Origin of the sequence: Citrobacter sp. BIDMC107 (assembly GCF_001037575.1) — a bacterium.
In the GTDB taxonomy this organism is placed as follows: Bacteria; Pseudomonadota; Gammaproteobacteria; order Enterobacterales; family Enterobacteriaceae; genus Citrobacter; species Citrobacter freundii.
The window spans coordinates 3,442,688-3,459,961 of record NZ_KQ089848.1; the positions used below are offsets into that span (position 1 = coordinate 3,442,688).

A 17,274-nucleotide genomic window follows, 5' to 3' on the forward strand; every position below is an offset into this window, starting at 1 on the left:
TTATTAATTAAAAGGGAATGATGGTGCGCCGATTATCACGATCTATTTATTTATCGACGTTTCTGACTGGCTTTTTTTCGCTGACATCCGCACAGGCAGATGAAGGTACGCCCGATGAAAGCGCCAGCACCGAAATGGTGGAGTTTAGTGACGCCTTTTTAAGGGGTGATGCGGGCAGCCAACTTGACCTGAAGCGTTTTTCACGTGGTAATCCTGTTCTTGCCGGAACATACAACGTTAAAGTTTTCCTTAATGGCAAGGAAATGTTCAAAACTCCGCTGACTTTTCACGAAAACAATACGGATTATGCGTCGGCGTGTTTTACCCATGCGCTGCTGGAACAGCTCAGTGTGGATCCCGAGCCGCTAAATCAGGAGGATGAGGATGGCTGTTATGATCTGGCTGCCACCCTGCCGAAGTCATCCAGCCGCTACGACCCATTGACGCAGGAGCTGAATGTAACCATCCCGCAGGTCTATCTGGTCAGTCATCCTGCCGGCTATATTCCTCCTTCGCGTTGGGATTCCGGGATCCCGATGGCGTTGCTCTCCTATAACGCCAACGCCTGGCATTCCAAAAGCGACAATACCACGCAGGACACCTTTTACTCCGGGTTGATGTTGGGTTTGAACCTTGGCGCATGGCGTTTACGCTCAAATGGCGCATACAACTGGGATAACGATAACGGCGGAGAGTACAGCAGCTACGATCTTTTTATTGCACGCGACATTGTGCCGCTGCGCGCAAAACTGGAAGCGGGGGACGTACGCACCAACGCCAACATGATGGATTCCGTTTCGCTGGACGGTGTGCACCTTTACAACGATGCACAGATGGATCCGTCGGCTAACAGCTATGTGCCGGTGATTCGCGGCGTCGCGAACAGCAATGCCAAAGTGACGGTACGCCAGGAAGGTCGTATTGTTACGCAGATCACCGTCCCTCCGGGGCCGTTCGCCATCAGCGACTACTATGCCGCACAAAACGGCAGCGATCTGGATGTTACCGTTGAGGAGTCTGATGGCAGTACGCGCGTATTTTCTATGCCCTATGCCTCTATTGCCCATTTACTGCGTCCTGGTGAAGTGGACTGGGATATCGGTATCGGCACGGTGGATAAAGACACGGTTGATGAAACGCTGTGGGCGGGAGTCGCCACCGCCTCTTACGGTCTGAGCAATATGTTTACCGCCTACGGCGGTGTGCAAATGGCAGACAACTTATACACCGCCGGAATGCTCGGCGTAGCAATGAACACCAGCATTGGGGCGTTTTCATTCGACGTGACGCACTCACAAACCACCGCCGATGACGTTGGCACCTTAAAAGGGCAGAGTTACAGCCTTAACTACAGTAAAAATTTCACGGCGACGGGGACCACCTTCAGCGTGGTCGGCTATCGTTTTTCCTCTGAAAACTACATGTCGATGAACGATGCGCTATCGCTCAAAAATACGCTGAATAATTATGCTTCCGATAAAAACACCACGACGCAGGAGGCATATCATGCCTATACACGCACGCGCAATGAGATACAGGCCAACGTCTATCAGGATGTGACTATCAATGGTGAAAGTTATGGCTCGTTTTATCTGAACGGGACCTGGCGTAGCTATTGGGGCGATGATGGCAATACCTCGCAGTATTCCGTAGGTTATAGCAACTCTGTGGGGAGCGTGAGTTACAGCATTTCCGCCCAGCGCAGCTATGACGAATTTGGCGAAGAAGACGATAGCATCAACCTGGGTTTCTCTATTCCGTTGGGGTCAGGCTCCAGCGTGGACTATCGTCCATTCTCCAGTATGAGCGTCAACAGCAGTAGCGACTTTAAAGGTAATGACAGCGTCAGCGCGATGGCGACAGGGAGTTCTCGGGACAATATGTATAACTACTCCCTGAACACCACGAGCAGCCGCAACAAAGACAGCGAAGACCTCACCACGATAGGCAGTTGGGTGACGCGCAACGGCGCGTACAGCACCACCTCATTATCGGCGACGCAGGGGCTTAACGGCGATCAACAGTACTCGCTAAGTACAACCGGTGGCGTGGTGCTGCACAGCGGCGGGCTGACGCTGGCCTCCGGCTATTTAACGCCAGACTCGACGATGGCGCTGGTGCACGCCAGCGGGGCGAAAGGCGCGTCCGCCTCAATGGGCAATGGGCAGATAGACGGTTTTGGCAATATGGTCGTCACCAGCCTGAGTCCCTACCGGGAAAACACCGTCGGTCTGAATATTGACACGATGGAAAACGATGTGGCGATTAGTAATACCACCGGTGTCGTGGTGCCGACCAGCGGGGCGCTGGTGCGTGTGGATATCGAAACCGACGCCCGTAAAGCGTTTATGCTGGAACTGATGCGCGACGATGGCGGGTTTATTCCGCTGGCGGCAGATGTGCAGGATAGTGCTGGCAGCTCGGTCGGCACCGTAGGCCAGGCGGGGATTGCCTTTGTGCGCGGCATGGATGACAGCGGTACGCTCTCCGTCATTTGGGGCAGCGGCGCAGAAAGCCGCTGTCAGGTGAGCTATCAGTTAGATGGCAATGCCAGCATGATCGGTAAAACGCCGCTTATCTCCGGTCTGCGCTGCCGGATGTCCTCAACCAGCGTGAAGGTGACGCCATGATCCATCATCGAATTTTTCGCCATGTAGTATTAGGCCTGTGTTCATTTTGCTTTAGCGCTGCTGCTTTTGCTGATTGCCTGGCAAAAAGTGATCCGTTGAAATGTATGGGGAGTACCAAGACGGTTGATGTAACCTTTACCGCAACTCTTCAAACTCCTTCGTGCAATGTTTCTTTAGGGGGAGAGAGTAATCTGGGAGGAAAGTCTCTCGTTATTGATTTTGGTCAGATTATAGCGCGTGATCTGGATTTGAATGATGAACGTTATAACCGTCCTTTAGGTATATTTTTAACTGGTTGTGACAATATGCTTAATAAAGCAAAGGTGACTTTTTCCATAAATAGTGCTGATCTCTGTTCAGATCCCCATAAAACATGCCTCGGGATGGGGACAATGTTGGGATTAAAAATTAAGGATCGAGTCAAGGGAGATTTTATTACATTCAACAGCGAGAGGGATATGACGTTGAATAGTAATGGTGAGGGGTATTTCACGATTTACGATATATATATTATGGCAGCCTTTGGGGGGGCTACAATGAGCTCTGGTTATTTCGAGGAATCGTTTCAAATCATTGTCCGTTATAACTAAATACCTGGGGTTATCATGCGCTATTATCTTCCTTACCTGTTCACGTTAATCCTGTCTTCTCCAGCGCTGGCGGCAGAAACGTTTATTGCTGCACCCACGATGGATGTTACTGTAACGGCAACAACCGTATTACCCGTATGTAATGTTAGTGTTGCACAGGAGATAACCCTTCCTGATACACATATAAGCCAGTTTGCTGCCGGCGGTGTATTGAACGCTTTAACCCCTACTGATTACAGTGGAGGAGATATCTATACGCCGTTTAATATTACGCTCACCAACTGTGGCAGCGAAACGGCGTCAATATCCAGAACAATGCGTTTAACGCTTCGTAATATAGGTGCCGGACCTATTATCGATGGCGTATTCAGCGATTATTTACAAAACAGTACCAACGTTGGCATTGTTATTTTTAATACGGATGGCGCCAGCGCAAGAAATGTCCTGCTGGATGAAATTATATTCACTAATCAAATTGCTACGAATAGTGAACAAGTCTTCCATTTCGCGGCGCGTTTTCAGAAAGTGGGCAACGGTGAAAGTGGCGTCGCAAGCGGATTGTATGCAGCGAAAGTTTCCGTGACCGCAGCGTATGAATAAAAAGGATATGTCATGCTGAAAAAATATGGATTTATCATGCTGTTATTGCTGGGCTTATGTGGCGTTCGCAGCGCATTGGCGAGTTGTGCATTTACCACGCCAACGGGAACATATATTGATCAAACTATGGCATCGTCGCCCGTAACGGCGGTCACGCTGACAAGCACAAATTTGCAGCAGTTATTCCAAAGTTCGGTGCTGGTTGGCGGACCGGTCATTTCCACCTGTAATCCGTCCACGGGAACCGCCATCACCGTATCGGGGGATGGTTTTTCTTCGGGTTCACTGCCTGAAACGATGCCTGATGGTGGTTTGCTGATAGGCGGCATCGCCGATGGATTTGGTTATGGATTCTGGTACACCGTGACCTATGGTGATGGCAGTGGAAGCGTTTCGGGGCATCTTAAAAAAGGGGGGATGTTCACCGCGACGCCTGCCCAGCTTAATGGCGCAAGGTGGGAGTTTCAGGCCGAATTATGGTATGCGGGGGGAAGCTATGGTGATAAGGTAAAAAAGAGCCAGATCGTGGCAGTGAACACTACGTATTTTAAAGTGGGCTTTAGTAATGTTATGAAAGGGTTTCGTTTTAATTCCCCTGCCATTCCGATTACGCCAACCACTTGTAACTTGTCTATTGACAGGTCAAAAGTCGATTTTGGTTCGTTTAACTTTTTGCTCTATGGCGGAACGGGGGGAGTTAAAAATGGGCCGTATCAAGAGATACGTGTTAGTAACAATAACTGCAATATGACGACTAAAATTGAGACTCGTATACTGAGTAATGGGAATCCGGTGAGTTCTGACCAGCATTTGTTGCTAAACAAACTGGCTGGTGATGATGCCGCCAGCGGTTTTGGTGTGGCGCTTTATACTTTTGACAATCCCCTTATCATTGATGCTCTTTCGGGGAACGGAGACATTAGTGGCCCGTACACTTCCGCGCCGAAAGAGTTTGATGCCTCTGATCGTATTTACTTATATCTTGAGCCCGACGGTACGCCGCTAAGGAATGGGAAATTCGAGGCTACCGCTACTATTAACGTCAGCTACTATTAACCCCAATGAACGACCACTGCCTGTGCCTTTGATCGATACGGGCGGATGACAGAACGGCAGACACAAAAAAACCGCATAAAGCGAAACGCTTTTGCGGTTTTATTTTTTAAGGTCTTATTTAATAGCCTTAACAAACTATGTTGGTTGCGGGGGCCGGATTTGAACCGACGACCTTCGGGTTATGAGCCCGACGAGCTACCAGGCTGCTCCACCCCGCGTCCGTCTTTTCGCTTCGTATTTCAAACCACATCTGCGTTGGCTTTCCTCTTTCACCTCAGTCACTTACTGGAGTAAGCTCCTAAGGATTCACTGCGTCGCCACCTTGCTGTGATTTGAACTACTTTGCAAAAATATTACATCAGATTTTAATTGGTTGCGGGGGCCGGATTTGAACCGACGACCTTCGGGTTATGAGCCCGACGAGCTACCAGGCTGCTCCACCCCGCGTCCGTCATTACTCTTCCATCGAGTAACGTTACTGCTTCTGATTTTAATTGGTTGCGGGGGCCAGATTTGAACTGACGACCTTCGGGTTATGAGCCCGACGAGCTACCAGGCTGCTCCACCCCGCGTCCGTGGATGCGCACTATACTCTGCTAATGATTTCATGCAACCCTTTTTTCACCTTGATCACGTTTTTAGGGTGAAAACGAACAAAAACAACGCATTCTGGACTGTTTTTTGCGCAAAATTTGCGTTCGGGTAGGTATACGCATTTCATTAGGTTCGGGGGTTTGTTATCTTCGTCTCGCATTCAGGCAACATAAGACGAGAACAATGAAAGGACGTTGGGCAAAATATCTTCTGGCGGGAGCAGTAGTCGCGATGCTCGCCGCGTGTTCCTCAAAACCCACCGATCGTGGGCAGCAGTATAAAGACGGGAAATTTACCCAGCCTTTCTCACTGGTGAACCAGCCTGATGCGATTGGCGCGCCAATCAATGCCGGTGATTTCGCCGAGCAGGTTAATCAAATTCGCAGTGCATCGCCACGTTTGTACGGTAACCAGAGCAACGTTTACAACGCTATCCAGGAGTGGTTACGTGCGGGTGGCGATACGCGCAGTATGCGCCAGTTTGGTATTGATGCATGGCAAATGGAAGGGGCGGACAACTACGGTAACGTCCAGTTTACGGGTTACTACACGCCGGTTATCCAGGCGCGCCATACGCGTCAGGGCGAATTTCAGTACCCTATCTATCGCATGCCGCCAAAACGTGGGCGCTTACCAAGCCGTGCCGAGATTTATGCGGGCGCCCTGAGCGACAATTATATTCTGGCGTACAGCAACTCCCTGATGGATAACTTCATTATGGATGTTCAGGGCAGTGGTTACATCGATTTTGGCGATGGCAGCCCGCTTAACTTCTTTAGCTATGCCGGGAAAAACGGCCACGCCTATCGCAGTATCGGTAAAGTGCTTATCGACCGTGGCGAAGTGAAAAAAGAAGATATGTCGATGCAGGCTATTCGTCATTGGGGTGAAACGCACAGCGAAGCCGAAGTGCGTGAGCTGCTGGAGCAGAACCCATCGTTTGTCTTCTTTAAACCACAATCTTTTGCTCCGGTGAAAGGGGCCAGCGCGGTACCGTTGATTGGCCGCGCATCCGTGGCTTCTGACCGCAGTATCATTCCTGCGGGCACAACGTTACTGGCGGAAGTCCCGTTACTGGACAATAACGGCAAGTTTACCGGCCAGTACGAACTGCGTCTGATGGTGGCGTTGGATGTGGGCGGGGCGATAAAAGGACAGCACTTCGACATCTATCAGGGTATTGGCGCAGACGCCGGACACCGTGCCGGGTGGTATAATCACTACGGACGCGTGTGGGTGCTGAAAACCGCGCCGGGTGCGGGTAACGTATTTAGCGGCTAGTTGCCTGATGGCGGCTAGCCTTATCAGGCCTACAAATTAGCGCGTAGGCCGGATAAGCGAAGCGCCATCCGGCAGCCATACTGCGTAGTATTAATGAATTTGAGGTGTTATGTCTGTGGTTATAAGTGATGCCTGGCGTCAGCGTTTTGGCGGTACGGCGCGTCTGTATGGCGAAAATGCGCTGCAACTGTTTGCCCAATCGCACGTTTGCGTGGTTGGGATTGGCGGAGTGGGGTCATGGGCGGCGGAAGCGCTGGCACGAACCGGCATTGGCGCCATCACGCTCATCGATATGGATGATGTGTGTGTCACCAATACTAACCGCCAGATCCATGCTTTACGCGATAACGTCGGCCAGGCAAAAGCTGAAGTGATGGCTGAACGTATCCGCCAGATTAACCCGGAGTGCCGGGTGAACGTGGTTGATGATTTTGTCACGCCGGATAACGTTGCTGAATATATGAGTGCAGGATTTTCGTATGTCATTGATGCGATTGATAGCGTGCGTCCAAAAGCGGCACTGATCGCGTACTGTCGGCGTAACAAAATTCCGCTGGTGACCACCGGTGGTGCGGGCGGACAGATTGATCCTACGCAGATTCAGGTCGTTGATTTGGCAAAAACCATCCAGGATCCGTTGGCGGCCAAGCTACGTGAGCGGCTGAAAAGCGATTTTGGCGTGGTGAAAAACAGCAAAGGCAAGCTGGGCGTGGACTGTGTGTTCTCGACCGAAGCGCTGGTGTACCCGCAGGCAGATGGCTCGGTATGTGCGATGAAAGCGACGGCGGAAGGGCCGAAACGTATGGATTGCGCATCCGGGTTTGGCGCGGCCACGATGGTGACCGCCACCTTTGGTTTTGTTGCCGTCTCCCATGCGCTGAAGAAGATGATGGCCAAAGCGGCGCGCCAGCCCTGATTGTGTCGGATGGCGCTATGCTTATCCGACCTACGGTTTGTGCGGTGTTGTAGGCCGGATAAGATACATCAGCGCCGTCATCCGGCTTTCTGGGCAGCCTCGATAATTGCCTCGTTAAGAGCATGTAGCCCCTGGCTACGCGAGGCGCTGAGCTGCGCGCGTAAACCCAGCTCGTCAAATAATTCCATTGGTGAATGCGCCAGTAACTCGGCGGCCGTTTTACCTTCGACCGCGGTGAGTAATACCGCCAACAGCCCGCGTACTATTCGACCTTCGCTGTCACCAAAGAAATGCAGAGTGCCATTCTCATGAAGAGTATGCCCCAGCCAGACGCGGTTTTCACAGCCCGCGATTTCTTTGGCCTGTGCTTTTAGCGCATCCGGAAGTGCCGGCAACTGCTTACCCAGCAGTATCAGCTGACGATATTTATCTTCCCACTGAGTGAGCGGGATAAAGGTATTGCGTAACGTCTCTTCGGTTACGGTTGTGCCAAACGGGTGTCCGGCGAACAGAGGGCTTGTCATTAATCCACCAATATTTCCAGCGCGCGGTCGACGGCTGCGACCAACGCATCCACATCGCTTTGTGTATTATAAGGGGCAAATGAGGCGCGTAGTGTCCCGGATACGCCCAGTTCTGCCAGTAACGGTTGCGCGCAGTGTTGCCCCGCGCGCAGCGCAATGCCATATTCGGCCAATAGCGTAACCATATCGCTGTGATGAACACCCGAGAAATCAAAGGCTAACAGACTGGAATCCTGGCAGCGGAAGGACCGAAAGCCGGGGCGTTTCGCCAGCGCATCTTCTGCCAGCGTCGCCAGACCCCGGCTCCAGTTTTCGGCCTGTGCAACGTCGACGTCCGCCAGCCATTCGAGCGCTGCGCTTAGCCCGATAACGCCAGCAACGTTAGGCGTACCGGCCTCCAGCTTCCATGGGGCTGCCTGGGTGGTGAAACCGTCGAAGCTGACTTCGCTAATCATCTTTCCGCCGCCGAGCCACGGTGACATAGCTTCCAGTAATCCAGGCTTACCGTACAGCACGCCAATGCCGGTTGGACCATACAGCTTGTGGCCCGAGAACGCATAGAAATCAATATCTAACTGTTGTACGTCGGCAGGAAAATGGACAATCCCCTGGGCACCATCAACCATCACCACCATGCCAGCCGCATGGGCGAGCGTGATGGCGCGGGCCAGATCCGGGCAGCCACCGGTGACGTTCGACATTTGCCCGAGTGCCAGAATGCGGCTGCGCGGGGTAATGAGTTGCGTAAGGCGCTCAACGTCTGGCAATAAATCGGGGGTGAGTGGGAGTTTGACGACCTTAGCCCCCGTTTGCTCCGCGACCATCAGCCAGGGCACGAGGTTGGCGTGATGTTCCGCTGCGCTAACGATAATCTCATCACCCGGCTGAAGGCGTGGACGCGCATAGCTTTGAGCAACCATGTTGATCGCTTCCGTTGTGCCGCGGGTCCAGACGATGGTTTTGTCATCCGGCGCATTAATCAGGCTTGCGACTTTTTCCCGCGCGGCTTCATAGCGTGCGGTCAGGCGCTGGGCTTCAGCAAACTGGCTGCGATGGACGTTTCCGGCGCTCAGGCTATAAAACTGGTGGGTAGCCTCAATCACCGCCTGTGGCTTCAGCGCCGTAGCAGCGCTGTCGAGATAGACGCCAGCATCGTTGAGTGCGGGAAATTGTGCGCGAAACTGCGCGGGGTTAAAAGCGTTCATGGTATTCCTCAGTTCAGTAAACCGATCGTGGCGCAAAAAGGGCATTGATACAAGGGTTGCGCTAACCATCGGAATACTCTGGATATCCTGGCAAAGCCCGCTCAGTGTCTTATGCTAAATAGCGTTAGGTGAACAATTTTGCCTGTTACGGAGTGTGTTTTTAATAGCATAAATCGCTTTAAGGAGAAGAAGATGAAAAAGACTGCCGCCATAATTTCTGCCTGTATGCTGACTTTTGCCCTGAGCGCCTGTTCCGGTTCGAATTACGTGATGCACACCAACGATGGTCGATCAATCGTAGCTGACGGTAAGCCACAGACCGATAGTGAAACGGGGATGATTTCGTATAAAGACGCTAACGGCAACAAACAGCAGATTAACCGCACTGACGTGAAAGAGATGGTAGAACTGGATAACTAACCGGTCATCCATCGACAAAGAGTCGGACAAAAAAAAGCACCGCAATTTGGCGGTGCTACATTAATCACTATGGACAGACAGGGTAAATGTACAGGAAGTGAAAAAGGGTAGCTTTGCTACCATGGTCTGAATCGCAGACCAATTGCAAACACAACAACACAACATCACAACCGTAAGCCAAAAGCCCACCAGAACACGCATTCCGATAAAACTTTTCGTTCCGGCTTCAGGAAGTGCCGCCACTATAGGTATTTGCTGGTAGAACCTCAACGGACAATTTATAATGGCTCAGATAAAAAAAACTAATAGGTTACAGCCTGTTAGCTAATTGTTAAATTCATTTAACATCAAAGCCTAAAAGTCATGTCAAAACGATTACCACCCTTAAATGCGTTGCGTGTTTTTGATGCTGCAGCGCGTCATTTGAGCTTTACTCGCGCAGCAGAAGAGCTTTTTGTGACGCAGGCCGCAGTAAGTCATCAAATCAAGTCTCTTGAGGATTTCCTGGGGCTGAAGCTGTTTCGTCGACGCAATCGATCTTTGCTGTTAACGGAAGAAGGTCAAAGCTACTTCCTCGACATCAAAGAGATTTTTTCGCAATTAACCGACGCGACGCGTAAACTTCAGGCACGTAGTGCAAAAGGTGCACTTACCGTCAGTTTATTGCCCAGTTTTGCGATCCAATGGCTGGTGCCCAGACTCTCTAGCTTTAACTCAGCTTATCCGGGAATCGATGTCAGGATCCAGGCGGTGGACCGTCAGGAAGACAAACTGGCGGACGATGTAGATGTGGCGATTTTCTACGGACGCGGCAACTGGCCGGGTCTGCGCGTTGAAAAATTGTACGCAGAATATTTATTGCCGGTCTGCTCGCCGCTATTACTCACCGGTGATAAACCGTTGAAGACGCCCGACGATCTGGCTAAACATACATTATTGCACGATGCGTCGCGCCGTGACTGGCAAGCCTATACGCGCCAGCTTGGCCTGAATCATATCAACGTACAGCAGGGACCTATCTTCAGCCATAGCGCCATGGTGCTACAGGCTGCTATCCACGGACAGGGGATTGCGCTGGCGAATAACGTCATGGCGCAGTCCGAAATAGAAGCCGGACGTCTGGTCTGTCCGTTTAACGATGTTCTGGTCAGCAAAAACGCATTTTATCTGGTTTGTCATGACAGTCAGGCAGAACTGGGTAAAATAGCCGCCTTCCGTCAGTGGATTTTGGCTAAAGCGGCCACGGAACAAGAAAAATTCCGCTTTCGTTATGAACAATAATTTACGTAGGGTATTCACATGACCAGCCGTTTTATGCTGATTTTTGCCGCCGTAAGTGGCTTTATCTTTGTGGCGTTGGGTGCCTTTGGGGCACATGTTCTGAGTAAAACCCTCGGTGTCGTTGAGATGGGGTGGATCCAGACTGGCCTTGAGTATCAAGCGTTCCATACGTTGGCTATCTTTGGCCTGGCCGTCGCCATGCAGCGACGCATTAGCATTTGGTTTTACTGGAGTAGCGTGTTTCTGGCATTAGGAACGGTGCTGTTTAGCGGCAGCCTGTATTGCCTTGCACTCTCTCATTTACGCCTGTGGGCGTTTGTTACCCCCGTCGGCGGTTTCAGCTTCCTTGTGGGCTGGGCGCTGATGTTAGTGGGTGCTATTAGATTGAAACGTAAGGGCGTTAGCCATGAATAAGGTTGTGTTGTTGTGTCGCCCGGGTTTTGAAAAAGAGTGCGCCGCAGAAATTACGGATAAAGCAGGGCGCCGGGAAATCTTCGGTTTTGCCCGCGTGAAAGACAATGCGGGTTACGTCATCTTCGAATGCTATCAGCAGGATGATGCCGAAAAGCTAGTGAAAGAGCTGCCGTTTAGCTCACTGATTTTTGCCCGTCAAATGTTTGTGGTGGGCGAACTGCTGCAATATTTACCGCCGGAAGACCGCATTACGCCGATCGTTGGCATGCTGCAGGGCGTGGTGGAAAAGGGTGGCGATCTGCGTGTCGAAGTCGCCGACACCAATGAAAGCAAAGAGCTGGTTAAGTTCTGCCGTAAATTTACCGTACCGCTGCGCGCGGCGCTGCGTGAAGCGGGCGTACTGGCAAAATATGAAACGCCGAAACGTCCGGTGGTTCATGTTTTCTTTATCGCCCCTGGCTGTTGTTATACCGGTTATTCCTGGCCTGACAATAACTCACCGTTCTACATGGGTATTCCGCGACTGAAATTCCCGGCCGATGCGCCGAGCCGCTCAACGCTGAAACTGGAAGAAGCGCTGCACGTGTTTATCCCTGCCGATGAATGGGATGAGCGTCTGGCGAACGGAATGTATGCGGTGGATTTAGGGGCCTGCCCGGGCGGATGGACCTATCAGCTGGTTAAACGCAACATGTGGGTTTACTCCGTGGATAACGGTCCAATGGCACAAAGCCTGATGGATACCGGACAGGTCACCTGGCTGCGTGAAGACGGATTTAAATACCGTCCGAATCGCAACAATATTTCGTGGATGGTCTGCGATATGGTGGAGAAGCCGGCGAAGGTCGCCGCGCTGATGGCACAATGGCTGGTCAACGGCTGGTGTCGTGAGACAATATTCAACCTCAAGCTGCCAATGAAAAAACGCTACGAAGAGGTATCACAGAACCTGGCTTACATTCAGGCCCAGCTTGATGAACATGGCGTAAATGCCCAAATTCAGGCGCGTCAGCTGTATCATGACCGTGAAGAAGTAACCGTTCACGTACGTCGTCTGTGGGCGGCCGTCGGCGGTCGTCGCGACGAGCGATAAGGCTACAATCCTGGTCGGATGGCGGCGAAATCGCCCTATTCGGCCTGGATTGATTCAATCAGCTGTGTATCTGAAACAATATGCGTCACATCATCCAGATGCCCAATTCTGGCCTCTCCCGAACGATTAAATTTACTTTTATCGATCAACAATAAAGATTGCGATGCGCGCTTAAGCAGAATGGATTTGAAGTCTGCGTTGGTTGCATTTGAGTCCCAGAGCGCACCGTCGCTATTGATCCCTTCGCAGGAAAAAATAAACAGGTCAATATCGAGGGATTTAAGCTGCGAGATAAGCGAGGGATTAACGTAGCAACCGTATTTGCGCTCAAGGCGACCGCCGGAGCTGATAAGCTGAATGTGTTCACGTTTAGCCAATTCCTGGCAGATGGGCTGGCTGTTGGTAAAAACGTGAATGTTGATGTCCGGTAGCTGTCGCGCCAGGTACCAGCAGGTTGAGCTGGCGTCTAAAGCTATCACCATACCTTCTTCGATCCATGCCAGCGCTTCGCGGGCAATATTTGCTTTGTGGGCATAGTGGCTTTTTAGTCGTATATGGAACGGGTCGCCACTGTCCTGATTTTCCCGATGAATAGCCTTGGCCCGCCCATGATTGCGTAGCACCTTGCCCTGGGTTTGTAATTCACTGAGATCGCGGCGGATGGTCTCTTTGCTAACGTTTAGCTGCAAAGACAGGGCTTCAGTTGTCAGGCTTTTGTGGTGGGTAAGCAGATCTACGATTGCCTGCTGGCGCGCCGCTTTCATGTTCAGATCCTCATCTGATGATAAATGCCCGTACCAGACGGGCATTCTGACCAGAGATTACGGCGTTACCCCTTTTTTTAAAAGAATATTCCCGTACTTTGCCCGCTCTCCTGTGATAACGATCGCAAACGCCTTTTGCGCTCGTTCGTAAAAGGCATAACGGTCAATACGCGTGATGTCTGGACAGGGGGCCTGCAATGAAAGCGCCTGTCGATAGCGAGCCTCGACGTCAGGATCGAGAGCGTCGCCTTCTACTGCGGCCATCATCACCAGCGGTGGGGCGTAGCTGTCCAGTTCAAAAAGCGGAATAATCGCCTGCAGCAGGTCACTGACCAGCAGACCGTCGGCGCGAATCACCTGCGGTCCCATGCTATGAGCCGGAAAATGAGCATCGGAAAAGATAATCTCATCGCCGTGACCCATTTCAGCCAGCACCTTCAGCAGGTCGGGGGAAATTAAGGGGGATATTGTTTTGAGCATGTTACTCGACTCCTGTCTGTTCGGATTCGGTTTGCGGATAGAAGTAACGGTACTGGTAGCGCACCTGTGCACGGGCCTGTTCCGGTGAGGTAAATTCCTTAATGCCTGACCAGGCAAACATCGCGGCACCTGCGACGGTGGTTTCGGCGTCATCCAGCACTTTGACAGGGATCCCGAGAACGTTAGCTTTAATCTGGTTCCACAATGCGTTACGGCTTCCCCCGCCAACCAATAACAATTCAGTGGCCTGGAAATGACCGATTTTTTCCAGCGTGTGTAAATTCCGCTGCAACTGTTCTGTCAGTCCTTCCAGTGCGGCGCGATAAAAATGCCCGCGGGTGGTATTGAGCGTAACCCCTTGCCAGCCCGCATTCTGAGAGGTCAGCAGGTCGCAGTGCATCTTGACGCCTTCTGCGCCAGCAGGAATGGACCGGGCTTCGTCAATCAGCGTCTGCCAGGGCGATTCGGCAGTCCAAAACAGCTTACGCACCCATTCAAGCACGCCGGAAGCCAGCCACTGCATGCCGGGATTATACAGACCGACCTGACTGTCTAATTCACAGGTGGAACCCGCATAATGGCTGAGCAGAGAGGTGTCCACCTGTGCGCTGCGTACCATCAGAATTTCCCATGTACCGGAAGAGAGCACCGGTTCGTCTGGCTGAGCTCCTGCGCCAAAGAGCGCAAACTGCGTGTCGTGCCCGGCAGATATCACAGGAATACCCACTGGTAGCCCGAGCAGGCTGGCGGCCTCGTTTTGCAGTACCCCAATCTGTTCGCCCGCTTCCACCAGCCGTGGAAACAGTCGGCGCGGTATGCCGGTCGCCTGCAAAATGTCATCACTGAAATCGCGCTGCTGGATGTTCAGCATCTGGCTGGTGCCCGCCATGGTGATATCTGTGGTGAACTCGCCGGTTAAACGGTGGTTGATAAGCGATGAGATAAACAGCCAGGCGTGCGCCTGTTCCAGTAATTGTGGATGGTTTTCTTTCAGCCACACCAGTTTATACAGCGTGTTAAAGCTAAACGCGCCGACGCCGGAGATTTCCTGCAACTGCTGCGGTGACATGTAGCGATGGATATTTTCCATTACTGCTGCGGTGCGTAGGCACTTCCAACTGATTACCGGATATAACTGCCTGCCGTGTTGATCGACCAGCGCACCGTCTACGCCGAAGGTGGTGACGGCGATCCCGCAGATACGGCAATTGGCCAGTTGCGTGGAGAGCCGCTGACAGCAGTCGGCGAAGCGTTGCAAAATGGCTTCCAGCGACCACTGATGCCAGATACCGTTCTCCGCGGCAATATCACTGGCGTTGGGCGTAGAGGCGCGGGCGATAATTTTTCCCTGACGGTCAACGGCTATGGCCCGCACGTTGGTCGCGCCACAGTCGAGGACCAGGATAACCTCTTGTTTCATAATTGCTCCTGGGAGATTACCTATTGCCGGATGGCGGCTTCGCCTTATCCAGCCTACAAAACCGTGCGCTTCGTAGGCCTGATAAGACGCGTAAGCGCCACCATCAGGCAATTGCTCGATGTTTAACGCTTATACAGCGGACCGTAGTTCTGGCAGGCACGATAATCCTGGCCTTCCGTATCCATTCCGTGGGCTGCCCAGGCTGAAGGACGGTAAATTTTCTCGTCTTCCACGTTGTGCATGCAAACCGGGATACGCAGCATGGCGGCCAGAGTGATAAAGTCTGCGCCCACGTGACCAATCGTCAGCACTCCGTGGTTTGCGCCCCAGTTAGCCATAACCGAATAGACATCGCTGAACGGGCCTTTACCGGTTAAGCGCGGGGCAAACCAGGTGGTCGGCCAGGTAGAGTTGGTGCGCGCATCGAGCTGGTCATGCATATCTTCCGGTAATTCCACGCTCCAGCCTTCTGCGATTTGCAGTACCGGCCCCAGGCCCTTGATGATGTTGATGCGAGTCATGGTGAACGGCACGCCGCCCTCGGTCAGGAAGCGAGAGGAGTAGCCGCCGCCGCGGAAGTATTCGTGAATAGCCGGACACCATTCGGTTGCCGCCAGGCAATCATCGACCTCTTTTTGCGAGATTTCCCAGTGCGGTTTCATGGTCGGTTTCCCTGCGTCGTCGCGCTGTTTGCAGGAGCCGTCCAGTGCTGCCGAGCCGGAGTTAATCAGGTGAATAATGCCGTGCTCAGCAAGGCCGGTCAGCGGTTTACCCGTGACGCGCTCTACCGCTTCTGGCGACCAGTAGGTGCGCACATCGGCAAAGACCTGCGCCGTGCCGGTGAGTTGATGGCCGAACAGCATCGCCACGCCGTTCAGGCTGTCGTTTTCGGTGGCGACAACGAACGGTTCGCGTATGCCATTCCAGTCAAAGGAGCTGTTGAGCAGCGCTTCGGCGGTATCACCATTCGGATATTGATCGGTCCAGTGACGCTGGCCCTGGAAGCCTGCGGCAATCGCGTTGTATCCCAGCGACTCTTCAACCCGACCTTTGTCGGCCAGCTTCTGGTTACCCTGCATCATGTCGCGAATGCACATGGCCATTAGCAGACTCTCTTTCAGCACCGCACGGCTCTGTTCTGCATTGCGCTTATATTGCTGCGCGTTCTGATCCTCGCCGTAGCGGAAGTTTTTGTCCGCCCATGCCAGCGCCATTTCCAGCTCAGCTTCGTCATAGATTTTTTGGTCGATGCGACGACGCAGTTCGGTCATATCAACGGGTTGAACTTTCATTCCCAGCCAGGATTCAAAGAAGTTATGATCGACAATAGAGCCGGCAATGCCCATTGAAACGCCGCCTACGGACAGGTAGGTTTTGCCTTTCATACCGGCGACGGCTAAGCCCGCGCGGGCAAAGCGCAGCAATTTTTCTTCCACATCGGCAGGGATCGTGGTGTCGCCGGCGTCCTGTACGTCATGGCCGTAAATAGAGAAGGCAGGAAGTCCTTTTTGATTATGCGCAGCCAGCGCGGCGGCCAGATAAACGGCCCCCGGACGTTCTGTACCGTTGAAACCCCAGATAGCTTTCGGCCGCATTGGATCCATGTCGATGGTTTCGCTACCGTAGCACCAGCATGGGGTCACTGTGATGGTCATGCCCACATTCAGGCTGCTGAATTTTTCTTCGCAGGCGGCAGATTCCGCCATCCCGGCGATACAGGTGTCGGCAATGACACATTCAATTTGCGCGCCGCAGGCGTGACGAAGTTTCTCAGCGATCAGCGCAGCGGTGGCTTTAGCCATATTCATGGTTTGCTCTTCGAGCGATTCACGAACACCCATACGGCGCCCATCAATCACCGGACGAATGCCAATTTTCGGTAAGCTATTTTTTTTCATTCGAGGTTCCTCATCTCACTTTATGCCGTGCTGCAAAAGCGGATGTTGAACACCACCGTCGCAGTTGGCTGAATAACTCATTTTTGCTAACTCGAGTTAGCTTAGGTA

The 17,274-nt window shown here is 52.4% G+C and carries 16 protein-coding genes and 3 tRNA genes; 10 read left to right on the forward strand and 9 right to left on the reverse strand.

The genetic code is table 11. The features are described 5' to 3' along the window. Window positions 1–20 precede the first annotated feature (20 nt). Genes SK39_RS16100 through SK39_RS16115 form a run of 4 tightly spaced genes read left to right on the forward strand, consistent with a single transcriptional unit; the run spans window position 21 to window position 4,876 of the window. The gene (locus SK39_RS16100) at window positions 21–2,630 is read left to right on the forward strand and encodes an outer membrane usher protein (RefSeq protein ID WP_231593827.1); all 2,610 of its coding nucleotides are present in this window, start codon (window positions 21–23) and stop codon (window positions 2,628–2,630) included. Continuing rightward, window positions 2,627–3,220: a fimbrial protein gene (locus tag SK39_RS16105; RefSeq protein ID WP_003840923.1), complete on the forward strand. Its 594-nt coding sequence runs from the start codon at window positions 2,627–2,629 to the stop codon at window positions 3,218–3,220. Before SK39_RS16100 ends, SK39_RS16105 begins: the two co-directional genes overlap by 4 nt. A 15-nt stretch (window positions 3,221–3,235) precedes the next feature. Then, window positions 3,236–3,820, forward strand: a complete 585-nt coding sequence (locus tag SK39_RS16110) for a fimbrial protein (protein WP_003840921.1) — start codon at window positions 3,236–3,238, stop codon at window positions 3,818–3,820. A 12-nt stretch (window positions 3,821–3,832) separates the two neighbouring features. Beyond that, the gene (locus tag SK39_RS16115; RefSeq protein ID WP_048217195.1) at window positions 3,833–4,876 is read left to right on the forward strand and encodes a fimbrial protein; all 1,044 of its coding nucleotides are present in this window, start codon (window positions 3,833–3,835) and stop codon (window positions 4,874–4,876) included. Between the two features lie 141 nt (window positions 4,877–5,017). Here SK39_RS16115 and SK39_RS16120 read toward each other — a convergent pair. From SK39_RS16120 to SK39_RS16130, 3 genes are all read right to left on the reverse strand, one after another. Beyond that, window positions 5,018–5,094, reverse strand: a tRNA-Met gene (locus SK39_RS16120). A 152-nt stretch (window positions 5,095–5,246) separates the two neighbouring features. Beyond that, window positions 5,247–5,323: transfer RNA gene (locus tag SK39_RS16125), tRNA-Met, on the reverse strand. 48 nt (window positions 5,324–5,371) lie between these two features. Then, window positions 5,372–5,448, reverse strand: a tRNA-Met gene (locus SK39_RS16130). A 205-nt stretch (window positions 5,449–5,653) separates the two neighbouring features. Between SK39_RS16130 and mltA the strand changes: the two genes are divergently transcribed. After that, window positions 5,654–6,751: a murein transglycosylase A gene (gene mltA / locus SK39_RS16135; RefSeq protein WP_003840394.1), complete on the forward strand. Its 1,098-nt coding sequence runs from the start codon at window positions 5,654–5,656 to the stop codon at window positions 6,749–6,751. Between the two features lie 109 nt (window positions 6,752–6,860). Beyond that, on the forward strand, window positions 6,861–7,667 hold the full coding sequence (gene tcdA / locus SK39_RS16140; protein ID WP_003840392.1) for a tRNA cyclic N6-threonylcarbamoyladenosine(37) synthase TcdA: 807 nt from the start codon (window positions 6,861–6,863) through the stop codon (window positions 7,665–7,667). 77 nt (window positions 7,668–7,744) lie between these two features. Here tcdA and csdE read toward each other — a convergent pair whose 3' ends face one another. Beyond that, window positions 7,745–8,191, reverse strand: a complete 447-nt coding sequence (gene csdE / locus SK39_RS16145) for a cysteine desulfurase sulfur acceptor subunit CsdE (RefSeq protein WP_003840390.1) — start codon at window positions 8,189–8,191, stop codon at window positions 7,745–7,747. Then, the gene (csdA, locus tag SK39_RS16150; RefSeq protein WP_048217196.1) at window positions 8,191–9,396 is read right to left on the reverse strand and encodes a cysteine desulfurase CsdA; all 1,206 of its coding nucleotides are present in this window, start codon (window positions 9,394–9,396) and stop codon (window positions 8,191–8,193) included. Before csdA ends, csdE begins: the two co-directional genes overlap by 1 nt. Before the next feature lie 192 nt (window positions 9,397–9,588). On the opposite strand from csdA, the gene SK39_RS16155 reads away from it, so the two are divergent. The 4 genes from SK39_RS16155 (at window position 9,589) to rlmM (ending at window position 12,604) form a co-directional block, all read left to right on the forward strand. Continuing rightward, window positions 9,589–9,816: a YgdI/YgdR family lipoprotein gene (locus tag SK39_RS16155; RefSeq protein ID WP_003034032.1), complete on the forward strand. Its 228-nt coding sequence runs from the start codon at window positions 9,589–9,591 to the stop codon at window positions 9,814–9,816. Window positions 9,817–10,179: 363 nt separating this feature from the next. Then, window positions 10,180–11,097, forward strand: coding sequence for a glycine cleavage system transcriptional regulator GcvA (gene gcvA, locus SK39_RS16160; RefSeq protein ID WP_003034035.1), 918 nt, complete (start codon window positions 10,180–10,182; stop codon window positions 11,095–11,097). Between the two features lie 18 nt (window positions 11,098–11,115). After that, complete coding sequence (locus SK39_RS16165) at window positions 11,116–11,511, forward strand: DUF423 domain-containing protein (protein WP_003034037.1); 396 nt, start codon at window positions 11,116–11,118, stop codon at window positions 11,509–11,511. Continuing rightward, window positions 11,504–12,604 carry a 23S rRNA (cytidine(2498)-2'-O)-methyltransferase RlmM gene (gene rlmM, locus SK39_RS16170; protein ID WP_003034040.1) on the forward strand — a complete coding sequence of 367 codons (1,101 nt, stop codon included), beginning with the start codon at window positions 11,504–11,506 and terminating at the stop codon, window positions 12,602–12,604. Before SK39_RS16165 ends, rlmM begins: the two co-directional genes overlap by 8 nt. 35 nt (window positions 12,605–12,639) lie before the next feature. Here rlmM and fucR read toward each other — a convergent pair whose 3' ends face one another. From fucR to fucI, 4 genes are all read right to left on the reverse strand, one after another. Then, window positions 12,640–13,368 (reverse strand): L-fucose operon activator, encoded by a 729-nt coding sequence (gene fucR / locus SK39_RS16175; RefSeq protein WP_003034043.1) that lies wholly within the window; start codon window positions 13,366–13,368, stop codon window positions 12,640–12,642. 57 nt (window positions 13,369–13,425) lie between these two features. Continuing rightward, window positions 13,426–13,848 carry an L-fucose mutarotase gene (gene fucU / locus SK39_RS16180; RefSeq protein ID WP_003840383.1) on the reverse strand — a complete coding sequence of 141 codons (423 nt, stop codon included), beginning with the start codon at window positions 13,846–13,848 and terminating at the stop codon, window positions 13,426–13,428. A gap of 1 nt (window position 13,849) precedes the next feature. Further along, the gene (gene fucK, locus SK39_RS16185) at window positions 13,850–15,268 is read right to left on the reverse strand and encodes an L-fuculokinase (RefSeq protein WP_032938373.1); all 1,419 of its coding nucleotides are present in this window, start codon (window positions 15,266–15,268) and stop codon (window positions 13,850–13,852) included. A 122-nt stretch (window positions 15,269–15,390) separates the two neighbouring features. Beyond that, window positions 15,391–17,166, reverse strand: a complete 1,776-nt coding sequence (gene fucI / locus SK39_RS16190) for an L-fucose isomerase (protein ID WP_048217197.1) — start codon at window positions 17,164–17,166, stop codon at window positions 15,391–15,393. Between the last annotated feature and the right edge of the window lie 108 nt (window positions 17,167–17,274).